The organism is Bradyrhizobium sp. USDA 4452, from assembly GCF_054063575.1.
In genome coordinates this window covers 1627015-1644914 of sequence record NZ_JBSSGK010000001.1, presented here as the reverse complement: position 1 = coordinate 1644914, position 17900 = coordinate 1627015, and the positions used below count along the sequence as shown (strand labels likewise).

Here is a 17900-nt window from a genome sequence, read left to right as displayed (position 1 = left end):
GTGCATCGCGCTGTCTACAGCCTCCGCGCGGCCGCCGGAAGAACGCACCCCCGGTTCACATGGTTACCAGAAGATACCTGCCTAGGCCGCCTTCGCCGCGGCCCCATGCGCGTGCTTGTCGATCGCGTCGATGATCTGCGGCCACATCGGGATCGGCAGCGCATGGCCCATGCCCTCGATCATCAGGAGTTTCGCTCCCGGGATCGAGACCGCGGTGTCCTTGCCGCCCTCGGGGTGCACCAGCGGATCGACGGTGCCGTGGATCACCAGCGTCGGCGCCTTGACGCTGCGCAAGCGCTCCTTGCGGCTACCCGAGGCGAGGATGGCGCGGAGCTGGCGGCCGACGCCCTCCGGATTGAGGCCACGCTCAAAGGTGCGCCGGGCGCGCTCGGGATCGAGCGCCTCGTCTTCGGGGAACGAGCCGTTGCGCAGCACCTTCCAGGTCTGGCCGAACCGCACGAAATACTCCTCCTTGCTCTTCGGCGGCGGCGCCATCAGCACCGCGGTGGCCTCGCGGGTCGGACCCGGTATCTTCGGATTGCCCGTGGTCGACATGATCGAGGTCAGCGAGAGCACGCGCTCGGGAAAGGTGATCGCAACCTCCTGCGCGATCATGCCGCCCATCGAGGCGCCGACCAGATGCGCCTTGCGGATGCCGAGCGCATCCATCAATCCGATCGTGTCGCGCGCCATGTCGGCCAGCCGGTAGGGCGCTGCGACCGGAATCTTCAGCAAGCGCAGCTTGAGCAGCTCGAGCGCAGTCAGCCGCTTGCCGCCGCTCATGCGGGAGGACTTGCCGATATCCCTGTTGTCGAACCGGATCACGCGAAAACCGCGCGCAGCAAGCCGGCGACAGAATTCGTCGTCCCAATGGATCATCTGGGCGCCGAGCCCCATGATCAGCAGCAGCGGCTCGGCATTCGCATCGCCAAATATCTCGTAGCAAATGTCTATGCCGTTGGCGCGGGTGAGTTGCGGCAACTGATGGGCGAGCGTGGTCACGGGCGTCCTCTCCTGGATTCGCGGTCAGGAAGCTGCATGCTGCCATGGATTGACGCAGCGCAGAAGAGCTTCGACGTCGCCGGGCGCACCGCGCAGTTGACCGATCAGCGGCAACAGTGTCGTATGGCACAAACAAACGGAAGCGCGGCAAGCGCTCGCAATTGGTGTGGAGGAGGGCCGCATGGCCGACAAGGGCAACGACCCTGCCGTGATCTGGCAGACGATGATTGGCGAGATGGAGAAGGGGTTCAACTCCTTCGGCAACCAGTTGATGAGCTCGCCTGAATTCTCGAAGGTGATGAACCAGGCCGGCAGCGCTGCGGCCGGCGCGCAGAAGCAGCTCGGCGAACTGATGGAGAAATATCTGCTGGCGATGAACCTGCCGAGCCGGGCCCAGCTCGTCGGCATGGCCGAGCGTCTGCAGTCGATGGAGACCCAGCTCAACGAGATCAAGACGCTGCTGCAGCAGGTGCACCACAATTCGCTGGCGCCGGACGACGGCCACGGCGCAACGCCACGGCCGCCGCGCACGAGGCGCCCGCCATCGGAGGGAGACGGCAGATGAATGCTCCCACCTCCACCCCCTTTGATTTCGCCTCGATCTCCGAGCGGGTACAGTCCGAGGTGCAGCGCGCGATCCAGCGCAGCATCAAGGGTGTCGAGTATTTCTCGAGCTCCGGCCCCGAGCTCGGCTCGACGCCGAAGGACGTGCTGTATTCGCGCGGCACCATGAACCTCTATCACTACCGGCCGCAGGCCGACGAAGTCTATCGCGTGCCGGTCCTGATCGTGATGGCGACCACCAACCGCGGCTACATCCTCGATCTGGTGCCAGGGCAGAGCTTCATCGAATTCCTGCTGAAGCGCGGCTTCGACGTCTACATGCTGGACTGGACCGCGCCGAAGCCCGAGGAAAAATCGCTGCGCATGGAGGACTACGTCCTCGACTTCATCCCGGAATCGGTCCGCCGCGTGCAGCAGGACTCCGGTGAAAAGGACGTCTCCGTGATCGGCTATTGCTTCGGCGGCGTATTGTCGCTGCTCTATGGCTCGATCTTCAACGACGGGCCGATGAAGAACCTGATCTGCTTCACCACGCCGATCGATTTCCGCGAGATGAAGCTGTTCTCGAACTTCGCCGACCGCCGCTACTTCGACGTCGACCGCCTGATCGACAGCACCGGCAATATGCCGCCCGAACTGATCCTGCAATCGTTCGACATGTTGCGGCCGGCCGCGCGCGTCGTCGGCCAGATCCAGCTCTGGGACAACATCTGGAACGACGAGTTCGTGAAGTCGTACCGGATGTTCGACCGCTGGGCGACCGATACGCTGCCGCTGGCGGGCGAATATTTCCGCGCCATCACCAAGGACCTGATGTGGGACAACAAGCTCTTCAACGACACCATGACGGTCGGCGGCCGCCCGGCCAAGCTTGCCGACATCAAGGTGCCGATCCTGCACGCGGTCGCCGAGCACGACCACATCGTGCCGTATGATGCGGCAAAGCACCTCATCACCAAGATCGGCTCCGAGGACAAGGAGGAGGTGATGCTGAAAGGCGGTCACGTCTCGTTGGTCGCCGGCGCCAATGCAATCAAGCGGCTGTGGCCGAAACTGGACTCCTGGTTGGGCAAGAGATCGACCTGAGAAGGGTCGACTAGTGTCCCGAATCCGAAGTTCGCATCATTTGCCGCACCTTCGGAGCGAACTTCGGATTCGATAAGGACACTAGCAAACTTATGAATCTAGTGTGCTTTATGAATGCGAAGTTCGTGAAAGCGCCTGCCGCGAAATCGCACGAACTTCGCATTCAGCACACTTGAGAGAGATCGACATGACCGAACAACGTTCCTATCCGCGCCACGTCAAGACCGAGGCCGGCGACATCGAGTTCCGCCTGATGAGGCGGGCCGACGAGGCCGCGGTGCTGGCCTTCGCGCAGAAGCTACCGACGCATGATCTCTTGTTCCTGCCGCGCAACATCAGCCAGCCGAAGGTGCTGTCGGCCTGGATCAACGAGATCGAACGCGGCGACATCACGAGCTTGCTTGCGATCAAGGACGGCAGAGTGGTCGGCTGCGGCACCCTGGTGCGCGATCCGCACTCCTGGTCGCCACATGTCGGCGAGATCCGGATGGTGGTGTCAACAGACGTGCGCGGGCAGGGCGTCGGCCGGGCGCTGTCGCAGGAGACGTTCGCGATCGCCCTTGGCGCCGGGCTGGAGAAGTTCTCGGTGCAGATGACCGTCGACCAGCGGGCGGCGATCGCGCTGTTCGAGAGCCTCGGCTTCAAGGCGGAGGCCCTGCTGCGCGACCATGTCAGGGATGTCGAGGGCAAGACCCACGACATCGTCGTGCTCGGGCACAATGTGGCGCAGGTCCGGGCGCAAATGGAGGCATATGGGGTGCCCGGCGCGGTTGGGGGTGTCTAAATACCTCTAACTGCCGGTTCCAGAGGCAATCTGCCGGATATTCACGCTGTTCACAGGCTCGTGATATCGCGGTGCAACATTGATGTTGCGACGCACCATGAATTGTGGCACAACAGCCTTGCCCCGGGCCAAACCGGACGGGGTGAGCCCATAGCTCAAACCTGAGGATGGAGAGACCCCAATGACCACCGAAACCAATTCCGTGCTGAACAGCGTCAAGGAAGCCTTCGCGCCCGTCACCGAGGCGTTCACCAAGCTCCAGAACCTGGAAGTTCCGGAAGCCGCCCGTGAGTTCGTGAAGAAGCAGGCCGAGGCCGCCAAGACCCGTGCCGCCGACGCGTATGCCGGCTCCGAGAAGGTGACCAACGTGATCGAGACGGCTGTTGCCGGTTCGGTGACCGAAGCCGCCAAGATCAGCCGCAACATCCAGCAGGCGCTCTACCAGGACGCCGAGGCGTTCTTCGCCGGCATCGACAAGCTCGCTTCCGCCAAGTCGTTGAGCGAAGCTGCCCAGATCCAGTCGGACCTGGTCCGTGCGCGCGGCGAACTGTTCGTCTCGCGGGCGAAGGCCACCACCGAGTATCTCGGCAAGCTCGTCACCGACGGTGCGAAGACCGCGCAGGACAACTTCTCGAAGGTCTACAGCAAGACCGCCTGATCGCGCCTGCGCTGACCAACCGCCCTTTTCGAAGGCCCGCCATTTTGCGGGCCTTCTTTTTTGCGGTGCTTCTCATACATCGTTGATGCCGCGACTGCCGTCATTGCGAGGAGCAATAGCGACGAAGCAATCCATTTCTCCGCAAGCGGTGAAATGGATTGCTTCGCTCCGCTCGCAATGACGGCTAGTGTCCTGCCAGTGCGAGAACCCTTCGATCCCCATGACCCTTCCCGCCGCCCTCATCGCAACGCCCGTCGATGCCGAACGCGCCGCCGAACTGCGGCGCGTCAAGTGGCTGGCGACCGGCGTGCTGGCGGCAACCCTCGTCATCTTCATCGCAGCGAAGGCGCTGCTGCCGGTGCATCCCGCCTTCGGCTTCATCGCCGCCTTCGCCGAGGCCGCGACCATCGGCGGGCTCGCCGACTGGTATGCCGTCGTCGCCCTGTTCAAGCGGCCGCTGGGGCTGCCGATCCCGCACACCGCGATCATCCAGAGCAACCAGGCGCGCATCGCCGAGAAGCTCGGCGAATTCATCGAGAACAATTTCCTGGAATCCGGCCCCGTAGAGGCCAAGCTGCGCGAGATCGATTTCGGCAGCTTCATTGCCGACTGGCTGCGCGACCGCAAGCGTTCGGAGGATCTCGCCCGCTTCGTGCTGCGGATGCTGCCCGAAGCGTTTGCGGCGACCGAGAGCTCGGGCCTGATGCAGTTCATCAGCCGCCGCGTTACGACGCAGGTGCTCTCGATCGACCTTGCGCCGCTCGCGGCCGGCGCGTTGCGCGGCTTCGTGCAGGAGGGCAAGCATGGCGGCCTGCTCGACGACCTCTTGCGCGTGCTGCACCAGACGCTGACGCAGAAGGAGACAATGACGGTGATCCGCGACAAGGTCCGCGCGGAAATGCCGACGCTGCTGAGACTCTATCGCGCCGACAAGTTCGTGGTGAACCGGATCATCGCCTCGGCCACGAAGTTCTTCGAGGAGGTGCGCAACGATCCGCAGCATCCGTTCCGCGGCGAGTTCGACCGCATGCTGCTGTCGTTCGTCGATCGGCTCGGCAGCGACAACGCGTTCGCCGATCGCATCGACGGCCTCAAGCGCGACCTGATGGCGCGGCCGGAGCTTGCCAATCTCGGACGCACGATCTGGGCCAACGTCAAGGATTTCATCGAGCGCAGCGCCTCGGGCGAGTCGCAGGTGCTGCAGCATCAGCTGGCGCGGATGTTCGTCGAGGCCGGCGACGCGCTCGACGGCGACGCCGAGCTGCGCACCGAAATCAACCAGGGCCTGGTCGCGATCCTGCGCACCGTCGTTGCCGAGCAGAAGAGCGGCGTCTCGAGCTTCATCGCCGACCAGATGAAGAGCTGGGACATGGAGCAATTGATCTCGCTGATCGAGGTCAATGTCGGCAAGGATTTGCAATACATCCGCTTCAACGGCTCGCTGATCGGCGGGCTTGCCGGTTTGGCGCTTTACACGCTGGAATACGTGCTGCGGCTGCTGTGACCGATTGGGCACGCAAGTGACTTTAGTTGTGGCAAGTGTGACCTGGGCCGCTTGCACGAAAGTGATCGGTTCCCTAGCTTTTCAAGGTTGATTGTTGCGTTGCGGAACGATTCCGCCGGGTTTGCGTCAATCCGATTGACCCATCCTGTTGATCCCATTGCCGGCCGCGGAGACGTCGTGCCGGAAGAGGAGTTGAAATGTCCCTTGCTGCGCAGACGCTACGCCCGCCGTCCAGGACGCTGATGTTCCTGGAAGGCCGCGCCATTCACGAGCTCGGTGCCTTTCTTGGTGCATTGCCGCTGCTGAGCCTCGCGCCGCGCGGCGATGGGCATCCGGTGCTGGTGCTGCCCGGGCTGATTGCCTCCGACATGTCCACGCGCCCGCTGCGCGACTTCCTCAAGAGCAAGGGCTACGCCGTCAGCGGCTGGCGCCAGGGCCGCAACCTCGGGCTTCGCGCCGGCGTGCAGGACGGGATGGTCGATCTGCTGCAGGAGATGAATGAGACCAGCGGCCGCAAGGTCTCGGTGGTCGGCTGGAGCCTCGGCGGCCTCTATGCGCGCCAGCTCGCCAAGATGATGCCGGAGCGCGTGCGCCAGGTGATTACCCTCGGCAGCCCGTTTGCCGCCGGCCCGAAATCGACCAACGCCTGGCGCGTCTACGAGATGGCCAGCGGCCGCCGTGCCGACGAAGAGGACCAGCGTTTCGGCGGCTCGCTCGCCAGCGCACCGCCGGTGCCGACCACCGCGATCTTCAGCCGCACCGACGGCGTCTGCGCCTGGCAGGGGTGCCGTGAGCAGGCCTCGTCGATGACCGACAGCATCGAGGTCGAGAGCAGCCATTGCGGCATGGGCCATCATCCGGCCGTGGTCTATGCGGTCGCCGATCGCCTCGCGCAGAAGGACGGCGAGTGGGCGCCGTTCGATCGCAGCGGCTGGCGCAGCCTGGTCTATCCGGATCCGAACCGCTGAGGCTTCTTTCTTGCCTCGCCCCGCTTGCGGGGAGAGGCTAGCTCAGGCGGCTGCATTGTCGTTCCTCGACAAAACGCGCTATGCGTTGCGCATGCCACAGCCGCTTGCCCGCATCGTCGATCAGCTGAAGCGCGAGCCGTCGCGCACCGGCTCGATCATCATCACCGTGTTCGGCGATGCCATCGTGCCGCGCGGCGGCTCGGTGTGGCTCGGCACGCTGCTGGAATTCTTCAAGTCGCTCGACATCGACGGCAATGTGGTGCGCACCGCGATGTCGCGGCTTGCGGCCGACGGCTGGCTCGAGCGCAGCAAGGTCGGTCGCAACAGTTTCTACCGCTTGAATGCCAAGGGCCGGCAGACCTTCGACACCGCAACGCGGCACATCTACGATCCGCCGCCATCGGACTGGACCGGCCGCTTCGAACTGCTGTTGATCGGCAACGCCGAGGATCGCGACGCCGCGCGCGAGGCCTTGAAGAATGCCGGCTTCGGCAGCCCGCTGCCGGGCGTGTGGGTCGCGCCGTCGGGCGCGCCGATCCCCGATGAAGCCTCGCGCGCAATCCGTCTCGAAGTCTCCGCGGAAGACGACAGCGGGCGTCGGCTGCTCAGCGAGAGCTGGCCGCTCGATCGCACCGCGGACGCCTATCTGAAGTTCATGAAGACGTTCGAGCCGCTGCACGGCTCGATCACAAGAGGCGAGAATCTGAGCGATGCCGATGCCTTCACCGCGCGCATCCTGCTGATCCATCATTACCGCCGGGTCGTGCTGCGCGATCCGTTGCTGCCACCGCCGCTGCTGCCGAAGGATTGGCCGGGCCGGGCGGCCCGCAAACTCTGCGGCGAGATCTATCGCGGGCTGCTTCCGGCGTCGGAACAATGGCTTGACGATCATGCGACCAACGAGGACGGGCCGCTGCCAAAGCCCAACGGGGCGGTGGCGCGACGTTTCGAGGGCATCTGAACATATTACAGAAATATCTTGCATTCTGAAATTTGTGTTATATATTTCCACCTAACAACGCACTGGGAGGTCGGCCATGTACACGCAGGCGCTCAACTCATCCGACGGCGACGATCGCGGCGTCGAGGATGTCGCCCATGCCAGTCAGTTCCAGGCCCGCATCGATGCCGACGAGCGCATCGAGCCGAACGACTGGATGCCCGCGGCCTACCGCAAGACGCTGACACGGCAGATTTCCCAACACGCCCATTCCGAAATCGTCGGCATGCTGCCCGAAGGCAACTGGATTACCCGCGCGCCGTCGCTGCGCCGCAAGGCCGCGCTGCTCGCCAAGGTGCAGGACGAATGCGGCCACGGCCTCTATCTCTACGCCGCCGCCGAGACGCTCGGCACCTCGCGCGAAGAGCTCGTCGACGCGATGCTCGCGGGCAAGGCGAAATATTCCTCGATCTTCAATTACCCGACCCTGACCTGGGCCGACATCGGCACCATCGGCTGGTTGGTCGACGGCGCCGCGATCATGAACCAGATCCCGCTGTGCCGCTGCTCCTATGGCCCCTATGCGCGCGCGATGATCCGCGTCTGCAAGGAAGAGTCATTCCATCAGCGCCAGGGTTTTGAGATCATGGTGACGCTGTGCCGCGGCACAGCGGAGCAGAAGGCGATGGCGCAGAACGCGCTCGATCGCTGGTGGTGGCCGGTGCTGATGATGTTCGGCCCGCCGGACCAGGTCAGCCAGCACAGCGACACCTCGACCAAGTGGAAAATCAAGCGCTTCTCCAACGACGAGCTGCGCCAGAAATTCATCGACGCCACCGTGCCGCAGGCCGAGTTCCTCGGGCTCAAGATCCCCGATCCCGGCATGAAGCAGAACGAGAACGGCAATTGGGTGCACAGCCCGATCGACTGGGACGAGTTCAAGCAGGTGCTGGCCGGCAACGGCCCCTGCAACCGCGACCGCCTCGCCGCGCGCCGCAAGGCGCATGACGAAGGCGCCTGGGTTCGCGAGGCGGCTGCGGCCTATGCCGAGAAGCGCAAGAGCCGCCGGCTCGCGCAAGCCGCAGAATAAGGAGCGCTCGAGATGGCCACGCCGAACACCCCGCTCTGGGAAGTCTTCATCCGCAGCCGCAACGGGCTTGCGCACAAGCATGTCGGCTCGCTGCACGCGGCGGACTCGACGCTGGCGCTGCAAGCCGCGCGCGACATCTACACCCGCCGCGGCGAGGGACTGTCGATCTGGGTGGTGCCCTCGAATGCGATCACCGCGTCCGATCCGTCCGAGAAGGGCATGATGTTCGAGCCGGCGGAGTCGAAGATCTACCGCCACCCAACCTTCTACGACGTTCCCGACGAAGTCGGGCATATGTGACGGCGCCTCCGCTCGTCATTGCGAGCGCAGCGAAGCAATCCATCGGGCCGCGAAGCAACAAGCAAGCATGGATGCTTCGCTGCGCTCGCAATGACGGCTGAACAGCGAGTTGAAAAGATGGCAACCGCCAACATTGAAGTCTCCGAGACGCCGCTGGTGCTCTACGCGCTGCGCCGTGCCGACGATGCGCTGATCCTCGGCCATCGGCTGTCCGAATGGTGCGGCCATGCGCCGGCGCTGGAGGAGGACATGGCGCTCGCCAATATGGGGCTCGATTTGCTCGGCCAGGCCCGCGAGCTCTACAGCTACGCGGCCAAGGTCGAGGGCCGTGGCAACGACGAGGACAAGTTCGCCTATCTGCGCGACGTCCGGCAGTACCGCAATCTGCTGCTGGTCGAGCAGCCGAACGGCGATTTCGCCCGCACCATGGTGCGGCAGTTCTTCTACGCGGTGTTCGCCGATCTCTACTGGCGCGCGATGATGGCATCCAACGATCCGACGCTCGCTGCGATCGCGGCGAAATCGGAGAAGGAGAGCGCCTATCATGTCAGGCACTCGTCGGAATGGATCGTCCGTCTCGGCGACGGCACCGCGGAGAGCCATCGCCGCGCGCAGAATGCGATCGACGATCTCTGGGCCTATACCGGCGAGATGTTCGCGGTCGACGACGGCGAGCGCGGCCTGATCGACGCCGGCATCGCGATCGATCCTGCAACGCTGAAGCCACGCTGGCTGAAGACCGTGACCGGCATCGTCAACGAGGCGACGCTGGCGCTGCCGAACAGCGACTGGATGCAGCAAGGCGGCCGCTCTGGCAGCCACAGCGAGCATCTCGGCCATCTCCTCAGCGAACTGCAGTCGCTGCAGCGGACGTTCCCGGGGGCGACATGGTGACCGTTGCGCTCAGCGATGCCGATCTGCGCCGGCGCGCCTGGCACGCGGCTGCGCAGGTGGTCGATCCCGAAATTCCTGTATTGACGATCGCCGATCTCGGCGTGCTGCGCGATGTCGCGGTCCATGACGGCCATGTCGAGGTCGCGATCACGCCGACCTATTCCGGCTGTCCTGCCATGAACATGATCGCGCTCGAGATCGAGCTCGCGCTGGAGCGCGAGGGCATTCATGCGCCGAAGGTCCGCACCGTGCTGTCGCCGGCCTGGACCACCGACTGGATGAGCGAGGACGGCCGCCGTAAGCTGAAGGAGTACGGCATCGCGCCGCCGCAGCCCGGCTCCTCGCGCCGCGCGCTGTTCGGCGAGCAGCAGGTCGCATGCCCGCAATGCGGCTCTGTTGATACCGAACTGCTGTCCGAATTCGGCTCGACCTCCTGCAAGGCGCTTTGGCGTTGCAAGAGCTGCCGTGAACCCTTCGACTACTTCAAGTGTCATTGACCATGTCGACACCAAGATTCCACCGACTGTCCGTCAGCGATCTGCGCCGCGAGGCGTCCGACGCAATCTCGATGACCTTTGCGATCCCCGACGATCTGCAAGGCGATTATCGTTTCACGCCCGGCCAGTACCTGACCTTGCGCACCACGATGGACGGCGAGGAGGTTCGCCGCTCCTACTCGATCTGCTCGGGCCCCGACGACGGCGAACTGCGCATCGCGGTGAAGAAGGTCGACGGCGGTGCATTCTCGAACTGGGCCGCCGACGAGCTGAAGGCCGGCGATGAGCTCGATGTGATGACGCCGACCGGCCGCTTCGGCATCGCCCACGCACCCGGCGAAGCGCGGACCTATGTCGGCTTCGCCGCCGGCAGTGGCATCACGCCGATCCTCTCGATCATCAAGGGCGTGCTGGCGCGCGAGCCGGACAGCCGCTTCTTCCTGTTCTACGGCAACCGCACCACCGAAGGCGTCATGTTCCGCGAGGCGCTGGAGGAGCTGAAGGACCGCTTCATGCAACGGCTGTCGGTGTTCCACGTCATCTCGGGCGAGGAGCAGGACATCCCGATCTTGCACGGCCGGCTCGACGGCGAGAAGGTGCGGGTGCTGCTGCGCTCGCTGGTGCCGGCCGCAACGGTCGATCACGTCTTCGTCTGCGGCCCTGCCGCGATGAGCGAGACCATCGAGACGACCTGCCGCGAAATCGGCATCGCCGACGAGCGCATCCATGTCGAGCGCTTCGTCTCGGAGTTCGGCGGCAAGCCGCGAGCGAAGGTCGTCGTCCCGGCCGGAGCGCCGCCCAAGGCGATCGCCTCCCTGATCATCGACGGCAAGCGCCGCGAGGTCCCGGTGGCCGACGGCGAGTCGATCCTCGACGCCGCGCTGCGCGCCGGCATGGACCTGCCGTTCGCCTGCAAGGGCGGCATGTGCTCGACGTGCCGCGCCAAGCTGGTCGAAGGCGAGGCGCCGATGGACCTGAACTATTCGCTGGAGCCGTGGGAGCTGAAGGCCGGGTTCATCCTCACCTGCCAGGCCAAGCCCTGCTCCGGCAAGGTCGTGGTCGATTACGACCACGTCTAATTGTTTCTGCGCGTTGACACTCAAGGTGTCGCGCCCAACACTAGCTTAACGCCAAGAGGCCCTTAGCAAACGGGCCCGCGCACAGGGAGTTCGATGTGAACGTCAAGGCCACGCTATCGCCCGAAGATGTCGCCCGCGCCTGCGCGGATGCGATGTGGAAGGAAGACGACGCCAGCAAGGGCCTCGGCATGGAGCTGGTCGAGATCAAGCCGGGGCAGGCCATGATGGCGATGACGGTGCAGCCGCACATGGTCAACGGCCAGCGCATCTGCCATGGCGGCTACATCTTCACGCTGGCGGATTCCGCCTTCGCGTTTGCCTGCAACAGCCGCAACGACCGTGCGGTGGCGGCGCAGGGCAACATCACTTTCATCCGGCCCGGCAAGCTCGGCGACCGCCTGGTGGCGACCGCGCGCGAGATCTCGCGCAGCGGCCGGTCGGGAATCTACGACGTGCGCGTCACCGCCGGCGACAGCGTGATCGCCGAATTCCGCGGACATTCGCGGGTGATACCCGGCACCTGGCTGCCGGACACCGACATCAAGGCATAAGGCTTCAGGGGAAACGTCGATGGCAACGGCAAAGACGGTCAAGGATAGCGGCTATCACGCCGAGCTCGATGCGGCCGAACGCGCCTCGCGCGACGAGATCATGGCGCTGCAGACCAGACGGCTCGCCTGGTCGCTCAAGCACGCCTATGACAATGTCGCGCACTACAAAAAGAGCTTCGACGCGGCGGGCGTGCATCCGACGGACTTCAAGCAGCTTTCCGATCTCGGAAAATTTCCGTTCACGGTGAAGACCGATCTGCGCGACAATTACCCCTTCAACATGTTCGCGGTGCCGCGCGAGCAATTGGTGCGGGTCCATGCCTCCTCGGGGACAACAGGCAAGCCGATCGTAGTCGGCTACACCAAAGCCGACATCGACACCTGGGCGGATGTGATGGCGCGCTCGATCCGCGCTGCCGGCGGCCGCACCGGCATGCTGATGCACAACGCCTATGGCTACGGCCTGTTCACCGGCGGCTTAGGTGCGCATTACGGCGCCGAGCGGCTCGGCTGCACGGTGATCCCGATCTCCGGCGGCATGACCGAGCGGCAGGTGCAGCTGATCAACGACTTCCGGCCCGACATCATCACGGTGACGCCGAGCTACATGCTGGCGATCCTCGACGAGTTCAAGCGGCAGGGGTTCGACCCGCGCAAATCGTCGCTGAAGTTCGGCATCTTTGGCGCCGAGCCCTGGACCAACGCGATGCGCGTCGAGATCGAGCAGGCCTTCGACATGGACGCCACCGATATCTACGGCCTGTCCGAGGTGATCGGCCCCGGCGTCGCGCAGGAATGCGTGGAGACCAAGGACGGCCTGCATATCTGGGAGGATCACTTCTATCCGGAGGTGATCGATCCGCTGACCGGCAAGGTCTTGCCCGACGGCGAGAAGGGCGAACTGGTGTTCACCTCGCTGACCAAGGAAGGCTTTCCGATCATCCGCTACCGCACCCGCGACCTGACGCGGCTGCTGCCCGGCACGGCGCGGCCCGGCATGCGGCGGATGGAGAAGGTGACCGGCCGTTCCGACGACATGATCATCCTGCGCGGCGTCAACGTGTTCCCGACCCAGATCGAGGAAGCGCTGCTGGCGACCGACTGGTGCGGCGGTCATTTCGTCATCGAACTCACTCGTGAGGGCCGCATGGACGAGATGACGGTGCTCGCCGAAGCCCGGCCGGAGAGCTGGGACGGCGAAGGGCTCGTCGCGCACGCCGAGAAGGTCTCCGCCTTCATCAAGAACACGATCGGCATCTCCACCCGCGTCCGCGTCGTGGCGCCCGAGACGCTGGAACGTTCGCTCGGCAAGGCGAAACGTGTTTACGACAAGCGGCCGAAGGATTAGCTCTATCCCCTCATGGTGAGGAGGCGCGCAACGCCGTCTCGAACCATGAGGCCCGTTCGTGGCCTCATCCTTCGAGACACCGCTTCGCGGCTCCTCAGGACGAGGGGAGAGAGCGAGTGATCAGGAGCGGAAATGTCCGAGGGCGGCGCGCTTCTCTACATCCTCCGATGCGCTGATGGGAGTTTCTATATCGGCACCACCCGGACGGCGCTTGAAATCAGGGTGGCTCAGCACAATGCTGGCTCACTCGGGGGGCTACACCGCGACGCGTCGCCCGGTGACTTTGGTGTTCTCTCAATGGTTCGATCGCACAACGGATGCAATCGAAAATGAGCGCAAGCTCAAGAAATGGAGCCGCGCGAAGAAGGAAGCCTTTGTGAAAGGCGACTTCGCAGCTCTTCGCCAGCTCTCCGCTCGGCGCTCCAAACATCCGACCAAGCATTCCGCAACGCGCTAGCCGCTGCCCCTCTTGAACTAATTGCTTAATTCGGTAGTTACGGGAAAAGCTGTCATGGTATCGATCCATGCGGCCCCAAGATGCCGTCAGTTGTGCGAGCCGGAGCCCTTGATGCCTATCCCTGAACCTCATGGTCGCCCGGTCGAAGCGCGCTGTGTCCGGCTGCTGGCCAAGGCGGAGAACGCGGCAGCGGTCGCGCCGGTGATCGAAAGGCACGCGCTGTCGCGCGGCGCCGACGATCTGCTCATCGAGGTGAAGGCCGCGGCGGTCAACCCGTCCGACGTCAAGGCCGCAACCGGGCTGATGCCCTACGCCGTGTTCCCACGCACCTCGGGCCGCGACTACGCCGGCGTTGTGATCGACGGCCCCGTTGAATTCATCGGGCGCGAGGTGTTCGGCTCGTCCGGCGACCTCGGCATCCGCCGCGACGGCACCCACGCCACGCATCTGGTGGTCGAGCAAGATGCCGTGGTGGAAAAGCCCGCCGGCATGTCCTGGGACGAAGCCGCCGGGATCGGCGTGCCCTTCGTCACTGCGATGGAAGGCCTGCGCCGCGCCGGTCTGCCGAAGGCGGGCGAGACCGTGCTTGTCATGGGCGTCAACGGCAAGGTCGGCCAGGCCGCGGTGCAGATCGCAAGCTGGCACGGCGCGCGCGTGATCGGCGTGGTGCGCAAGCGCGAGCCCTATGAGGGCCACAGCAATGCGCCGGTCGAAGTGGTCGACGCCTCTGCCACCGATGTCGCCGCGCGAGTGCGCGAACTCACTGGCGGCAAGGGCGCCGACATCGTCTACAACACGGTGGGGGACCCCTATTTCCAGGCCGCGCACAAGTCGTTGGCGCTGCGCGGCCGGCAGATCCTGATCGCCGCGGTCGACCGCATCGTGCAGTTCAACATCCTCGAATTCTATCGCGGACAGCACACCTATGTCGGTATCGACACGCTCGCGCTGTCGTCGGTTGCGACCGGCGAGGTGTTGCGCGAGCTCGCGCCGGGCTTCGCCGGCGGGCATCTGCAGCCTTTTCCGATCAAGCCGGGCGCGATCTATCCGCTGGAGCAGGCCAAGGCGGCGTTTGTTGCCGTGGCAGGCTCGTCGCGCGACCGCGTGATCTTGCGGCCATGAACGACCGTCATTGCGAGCGAAGCGAAGCAATCCATCGTTCCATGTGCGCGGAAGCAATGGATTGCTTCGTCGCTTCAGCGCAAATTGCCCTTGCAATTTTGTCGCGAGCTCCTCGCAATGACGAACTCTTGAGGACCTTCCCATGGACCCCGCCACAACAGTCATCCTCGCCGCCCTGATCATCGGCCTGATCTATGGCTCGGTCGGGCTCGTCAGCGGCTTCTGCATGATGAGCGGCCTGCGCGGCTGGTGGGCCGACGGCGACGGCCGGCTGGTGCGCACCTACGCGCTGGCGATGGGGATTGCGATCGCGGCCTCGCAGCTGTTGGCGGCAGCCGGCCTCGTCGATCTCGGCAAGTCGATCTACCTGCAGCCGTCGTTCTCGGCGCCGGTGATGTTTCTCGGCGGTCTCTTGTTCGGCTACGGCATGGTGCTGTCGAACGGCTGCGGCTCGCGCGCGCTGGTGCTGCTCGGGCGCGGCAATCTGCGTTCCTTTGTGGTCGTGATCGTGCTCGGTATTTTTGCCGAGATGACGCTGAAAGGTCTGATCGCGCCCATGCGGATCGCGATGGTGCAGGCGTCGCAGGCTGCGGTCTCGGTCAATTCGGTGCCGGCGCTGCTGGCAGGCGCCGGCCTTGGCGCGATACCCGCGCGGATGATCGCAGCCTCGGTGCTGTCAGCCGTTCTGATCCTCTTCGCCTTTGCCCACGCGCCGTTCCGCAAGTCGCCGGGCCAGATCGCGGCCGGCCTGATCGTCGGCCTGCTGGTGGCGGGCGGCTGGTACGCGACCGGCACTCTCGGCGCCGATGATTTCAATCCGGTGCCGGTCACGTCGCTCACCTTCATCGCGCCGATCGCCGATGCCTTGCAATATGTCATGCTGTCGACCGGCTCGACGCTCAATTTCGGCATCGTCACCGTGTTCGGCGTGTTCGCCGGCAGTCTGGTCACGGCTGTTACCACCGGGCGATTCCAGCTCGAAGGCTATCGATCGCCGCAGCACATGCTGCGCTCGGCAGGCGGCGCCGCGCTGATGGGCGCCGGCGGCGTGATGGCCTTCGGCTGCTCGGTCGGGCAGGGGCTGACCGGCTTGTCGACGCTGTCGCTGTCGTCCTTCATCGCGGTCGCCGGCATCATGCTCGGCACCGGCGCCGGCCTGCGCGGGAGCTTGCGGGTCAGGCCGTTAGCGACGGCCTAGGGCGTGTACTCATGACCGTCGGCTTCCAGGCGGCTTTTGACCCTGAGCGGACCTCGGCTGTTCGCGGCAAATCCTTGGAACTCACGGCCTCCTTCGGGTCGCTAACAGTTGACGGATATGGTCCAGCACGGGGTGGTAATTCGGCTTCTTCCCCGCCTGCGGACCCTCCTCGCAAAGATCGCCGGCCAACGCGAGGACCTTGCCGACTGTGGCGCCCAGCATCGTCTTCACAGTTGGGTGGTTGTTCCGTATCCACGCAGAAAGAGCAAACCCGGAACCTGTGGGACCGCCTGCGTCGATCAACGCAACGTCGATCTTGTGTTTGCCACCCGCGAGGAATTCACGTGCCTCGTCGTGGTCCGTTGCCTCTACTACGCGATAGCCGCACTCGCGAAGGTACTCGGACAGCGGATGGCGCACGAGCACGTCCCGTTCGACGACCAATACAGTTGCTGTTTGCATGCATACTATAGCGCTGAGCCGAGCATCTCCGCGATCAGCATTTCGATCTGCTTGGGATCGTATGGCTTGCTGATGAACCGACCTACGCGGCTCGCTGCGCTCTCCAGTTCTATGCTTCCAGATGCAACGAGGACAAGCAGCATCGGTTGCATGACGCGCACTTTCTCAGCCAAATCAAGACCATCAAGGGTTCCGGGCATTCGAATGTCGGTTATGAGTGCCTCAATCCGCTCGCCTGATGAGATGTAATCCATCGCATCATCTGCAGTGCTCGCCTCGATGACCTGGAACCCTGCGCCTCGAAGCTGCTCAGCGAGGTCGGAGCGGATAAGCCATTCGTCCTCCACGAGCAAAACCCTAACCCGATCGCTCCTTAGCTGCTGCTCTTGGGGGACCATCGTTGGCTCCTCGGATGCTGTCAGTCAAACCGCAGGAGGGTGCAATGTTCCAAGCCATTGAGCCCTCTAAGGTTTGCACGGTTGCACGCCGACCAGAAGAATCGATCAGCGACTCCGAGTACACGGTAACAACTGAAAACGCGCGCGAGCATTGCATAGGTTAAAAGCCCCTTATGGCGCGGCAGTTGGGTTTCTTTCGTTCGAGCAAGAGAAGACCGGGTTCCCGGGTGAACGGAGTTCCGGAAAAGTTTCATGGATTATTGTTTGTCTGGTTCCGGGAGTGTGATGATCTCACGGGCGGTTTCGTGGAGTTCATCCAATGCAGGATATGAGGGCACATCTAGAGAAGCTTCGGCAAGAAGCGGAAGAGTGCGAACTGATCAGCAAGCTCGCGACCAACGGGGCTAAAAAGCACCTCTTCGCCAAGTTGGCTGCACATCACCGAGCACTGGCGGACGAGGTTCAAAAAGCGATGAGCGTATCCAATCCCCTGATATAAGTTCCTCTAGAAACATCACTGCGGCGCAGGCGTTGCTTTCTGACCAACGATGACGGAGCGCGATCATGGCGAATGATCGGCAGATTTATCGTGTGGAGCAATGTGACCGCGAACAAGTCAAGCAGATCATCGACCTCATCTGCCAATCGCGAAAATCCCTTGCTCTGAAACAACCCGACACTTTCCTGGGCCACAAGACGCAAGAGCCTTTCCCAGCAGAGGAAGACCGGCATGGCCAAGGGCACTAAGCCCGGCGATCGACTAAACACGTCCTCTAAGCGCGCGCGAGCCAGGTTGCGGGACTTGGTTACCCGATCGAAAGAGGTCGAACCTCCCCCGGTGATGGAGAGGATCAAGCTGGTGTCGGAAAAGAAGCCTGCACCGCAGAACGAACCGGAGAACGAGTAACGAATTTCCGCAATTGGCCCGTGGCTGACCTTAACCCAGAGCGGGGCGATGTCCGCTTCTGCGAGGTGACTCGAACAAGGGCATGCTGGCT

Annotated in this window: 20 protein-coding genes and 1 pseudogene; 17 read left to right on the top strand and 4 right to left on the bottom strand. The window is 63.9% G+C overall.

Going from position 1 to position 17900, the window contains the following annotated elements:
* Positions 1 to 81: 81 nt before the first annotated feature.
* Entirely contained in the window at positions 82 to 1002 is a 921-nt protein-coding gene (locus ACVISU_RS07940) for an alpha/beta fold hydrolase (protein ID WP_050404039.1), read from the bottom strand.
* 181 nt (positions 1003 to 1183) lie between these two features.
* Here ACVISU_RS07940 and ACVISU_RS07935 point away from each other — a divergent pair, with 181 nt between their 5' ends.
* The 17 genes and pseudogenes from ACVISU_RS07935 (at position 1184) to ACVISU_RS07855 (ending at position 16042) form a co-directional block, all read left to right on the top strand.
* Positions 1184 to 1567: a hypothetical protein gene (locus ACVISU_RS07935; RefSeq protein WP_050404033.1), complete on the top strand. Its 384-nt coding sequence runs from the start codon at positions 1184 to 1186 to the stop codon at positions 1565 to 1567.
* The gene (locus ACVISU_RS07930; RefSeq protein ID WP_456706546.1) at positions 1564 to 2652 is read left to right on the top strand and encodes a PHA/PHB synthase family protein; all 1089 of its coding nucleotides are present in this window, start codon (positions 1564 to 1566) and stop codon (positions 2650 to 2652) included. The genes ACVISU_RS07935 and ACVISU_RS07930 overlap by 4 nt, the downstream gene beginning before the upstream one ends.
* 187 nt (positions 2653 to 2839) lie before the next feature.
* Positions 2840 to 3436: an N-acetyltransferase family protein gene (locus tag ACVISU_RS07925; RefSeq protein ID WP_456706545.1), complete on the top strand. Its 597-nt coding sequence runs from the start codon at positions 2840 to 2842 to the stop codon at positions 3434 to 3436.
* A gap of 181 nt (positions 3437 to 3617) precedes the next feature.
* The gene (locus ACVISU_RS07920) at positions 3618 to 4094 is read left to right on the top strand and encodes a phasin (protein WP_050404030.1); all 477 of its coding nucleotides are present in this window, start codon (positions 3618 to 3620) and stop codon (positions 4092 to 4094) included.
* Positions 4095 to 4314: 220 nt separating this feature from the next.
* The gene (locus ACVISU_RS07915) at positions 4315 to 5598 is read left to right on the top strand and encodes a DUF445 domain-containing protein (RefSeq protein ID WP_456706544.1); all 1284 of its coding nucleotides are present in this window, start codon (positions 4315 to 4317) and stop codon (positions 5596 to 5598) included.
* A gap of 197 nt (positions 5599 to 5795) precedes the next feature.
* Positions 5796 to 6566 (top strand): esterase/lipase family protein, encoded by a 771-nt coding sequence (locus ACVISU_RS07910; protein WP_456706543.1) that lies wholly within the window; start codon positions 5796 to 5798, stop codon positions 6564 to 6566.
* Positions 6567 to 6657: 91 nt separating this feature from the next.
* On the top strand, positions 6658 to 7527 hold the full coding sequence (paaX, locus tag ACVISU_RS07905) for a phenylacetic acid degradation operon negative regulatory protein PaaX (protein ID WP_456706542.1): 870 nt from the start codon (positions 6658 to 6660) through the stop codon (positions 7525 to 7527).
* A 76-nt stretch (positions 7528 to 7603) separates the two neighbouring features.
* The gene (paaA, locus tag ACVISU_RS07900; protein WP_050404027.1) at positions 7604 to 8596 is read left to right on the top strand and encodes a 1,2-phenylacetyl-CoA epoxidase subunit PaaA; all 993 of its coding nucleotides are present in this window, start codon (positions 7604 to 7606) and stop codon (positions 8594 to 8596) included.
* Between the two features lie 12 nt (positions 8597 to 8608).
* Complete coding sequence (gene paaB / locus ACVISU_RS07895; protein WP_050404026.1) at positions 8609 to 8896, top strand: 1,2-phenylacetyl-CoA epoxidase subunit PaaB; 288 nt, start codon at positions 8609 to 8611, stop codon at positions 8894 to 8896.
* A gap of 117 nt (positions 8897 to 9013) precedes the next feature.
* Entirely contained in the window at positions 9014 to 9790 is a 777-nt protein-coding gene (paaC, locus tag ACVISU_RS07890) for a 1,2-phenylacetyl-CoA epoxidase subunit PaaC (RefSeq protein WP_050404025.1), read from the top strand.
* Positions 9784 to 10287 (top strand): 1,2-phenylacetyl-CoA epoxidase subunit PaaD, encoded by a 504-nt coding sequence (paaD, locus tag ACVISU_RS07885; protein WP_456706541.1) that lies wholly within the window; start codon positions 9784 to 9786, stop codon positions 10285 to 10287. The genes paaC and paaD overlap by 7 nt, the downstream gene beginning before the upstream one ends.
* A 2-nt stretch (positions 10288 to 10289) precedes the next feature.
* A complete protein-coding gene (paaE, locus tag ACVISU_RS07880) occupies positions 10290 to 11366 on the top strand; it encodes a 1,2-phenylacetyl-CoA epoxidase subunit PaaE (RefSeq protein WP_456706540.1) in 1077 nt (358 codons plus the stop codon).
* A gap of 95 nt (positions 11367 to 11461) precedes the next feature.
* Positions 11462 to 11917 (top strand): hydroxyphenylacetyl-CoA thioesterase PaaI, encoded by a 456-nt coding sequence (gene paaI / locus ACVISU_RS07875; protein WP_456706539.1) that lies wholly within the window; start codon positions 11462 to 11464, stop codon positions 11915 to 11917.
* A 19-nt stretch (positions 11918 to 11936) separates the two neighbouring features.
* Positions 11937 to 13265: a phenylacetate--CoA ligase PaaK gene (gene paaK, locus ACVISU_RS07870; protein WP_456706538.1), complete on the top strand. Its 1329-nt coding sequence runs from the start codon at positions 11937 to 11939 to the stop codon at positions 13263 to 13265.
* A gap of 132 nt (positions 13266 to 13397) precedes the next feature.
* Positions 13398 to 13722, top strand: a pseudogene (locus ACVISU_RS07865) (GIY-YIG nuclease family protein).
* Between the two features lie 111 nt (positions 13723 to 13833).
* Positions 13834 to 14844 carry a quinone oxidoreductase family protein gene (locus ACVISU_RS07860; protein ID WP_456706537.1) on the top strand — a complete coding sequence of 337 codons (1011 nt, stop codon included), beginning with the start codon at positions 13834 to 13836 and terminating at the stop codon, positions 14842 to 14844.
* Between the two features lie 142 nt (positions 14845 to 14986).
* Complete coding sequence (locus tag ACVISU_RS07855; protein WP_456706536.1) at positions 14987 to 16042, top strand: YeeE/YedE family protein; 1056 nt, start codon at positions 14987 to 14989, stop codon at positions 16040 to 16042.
* 81 nt (positions 16043 to 16123) lie between these two features.
* On the opposite strand, the gene ACVISU_RS07850 is transcribed toward ACVISU_RS07855, so the two are convergent.
* The 3 genes from ACVISU_RS07850 to ACVISU_RS07840 form a co-directional block, all read right to left on the bottom strand.
* A complete protein-coding gene (locus ACVISU_RS07850) occupies positions 16124 to 16504 on the bottom strand; it encodes a response regulator (protein WP_456706535.1) in 381 nt (126 codons plus the stop codon).
* 5 nt (positions 16505 to 16509) lie between these two features.
* On the bottom strand, positions 16510 to 16902 hold the full coding sequence (locus tag ACVISU_RS07845; protein WP_456706534.1) for a response regulator: 393 nt from the start codon (positions 16900 to 16902) through the stop codon (positions 16510 to 16512).
* Between the two features lie 462 nt (positions 16903 to 17364).
* Positions 17365 to 17757, bottom strand: a complete 393-nt coding sequence (locus tag ACVISU_RS07840; RefSeq protein ID WP_456706533.1) for a hypothetical protein — start codon at positions 17755 to 17757, stop codon at positions 17365 to 17367.
* Positions 17758 to 17900 lie beyond the last annotated feature (143 nt).

What these genes read in the sequence shown, in the direction of transcription:
- ACVISU_RS07925 (WP_456706545.1), top strand. Translation starts at nt 2,840, where the DNA reads ATGACCGAACAACGTTCCTATCCGCGCCACGTCAAGACCGAGGCCGGC.
- paaB (WP_050404026.1), top strand. Translation starts at nt 8,609, where the DNA reads ATGGCCACGCCGAACACCCCGCTCTGGGAAGTCTTCATCCGCAGCCGC.
- paaK (WP_456706538.1), top strand. Translation starts at nt 11,937, where the DNA reads ATGGCAACGGCAAAGACGGTCAAGGATAGCGGCTATCACGCCGAGCTC.
- paaD (WP_456706541.1), top strand. Translation starts at nt 9,784, where the DNA reads ATGGTGACCGTTGCGCTCAGCGATGCCGATCTGCGCCGGCGCGCCTGG.
- ACVISU_RS07915 (WP_456706544.1), top strand. Translation starts at nt 4,315, where the DNA reads ATGACCCTTCCCGCCGCCCTCATCGCAACGCCCGTCGATGCCGAACGC.
- ACVISU_RS07860 (WP_456706537.1), top strand. Translation starts at nt 13,834, where the DNA reads ATGCCTATCCCTGAACCTCATGGTCGCCCGGTCGAAGCGCGCTGTGTC.
- paaC (WP_050404025.1), top strand. Translation starts at nt 9,014, where the DNA reads ATGGCAACCGCCAACATTGAAGTCTCCGAGACGCCGCTGGTGCTCTAC.
- ACVISU_RS07920 (WP_050404030.1), top strand. Translation starts at nt 3,618, where the DNA reads ATGACCACCGAAACCAATTCCGTGCTGAACAGCGTCAAGGAAGCCTTC.
- ACVISU_RS07855 (WP_456706536.1), top strand. Translation starts at nt 14,987, where the DNA reads ATGGACCCCGCCACAACAGTCATCCTCGCCGCCCTGATCATCGGCCTG.
- ACVISU_RS07910 (WP_456706543.1), top strand. Translation starts at nt 5,796, where the DNA reads ATGTCCCTTGCTGCGCAGACGCTACGCCCGCCGTCCAGGACGCTGATG.
- ACVISU_RS07845 (WP_456706534.1), bottom strand. Translation starts at nt 16,902, where the DNA reads ATGGTCCCCCAAGAGCAGCAGCTAAGGAGCGATCGGGTTAGGGTTTTG.
- paaX (WP_456706542.1), top strand. Translation starts at nt 6,658, where the DNA reads ATGCCACAGCCGCTTGCCCGCATCGTCGATCAGCTGAAGCGCGAGCCG.
- ACVISU_RS07850 (WP_456706535.1), bottom strand. Translation starts at nt 16,504, where the DNA reads ATGCAAACAGCAACTGTATTGGTCGTCGAACGGGACGTGCTCGTGCGC.
- ACVISU_RS07930 (WP_456706546.1), top strand. Translation starts at nt 1,564, where the DNA reads ATGAATGCTCCCACCTCCACCCCCTTTGATTTCGCCTCGATCTCCGAG.
- paaE (WP_456706540.1), top strand. Translation starts at nt 10,290, where the DNA reads ATGTCGACACCAAGATTCCACCGACTGTCCGTCAGCGATCTGCGCCGC.
- paaA (WP_050404027.1), top strand. Translation starts at nt 7,604, where the DNA reads ATGTACACGCAGGCGCTCAACTCATCCGACGGCGACGATCGCGGCGTC.
- ACVISU_RS07935 (WP_050404033.1), top strand. Translation starts at nt 1,184, where the DNA reads ATGGCCGACAAGGGCAACGACCCTGCCGTGATCTGGCAGACGATGATT.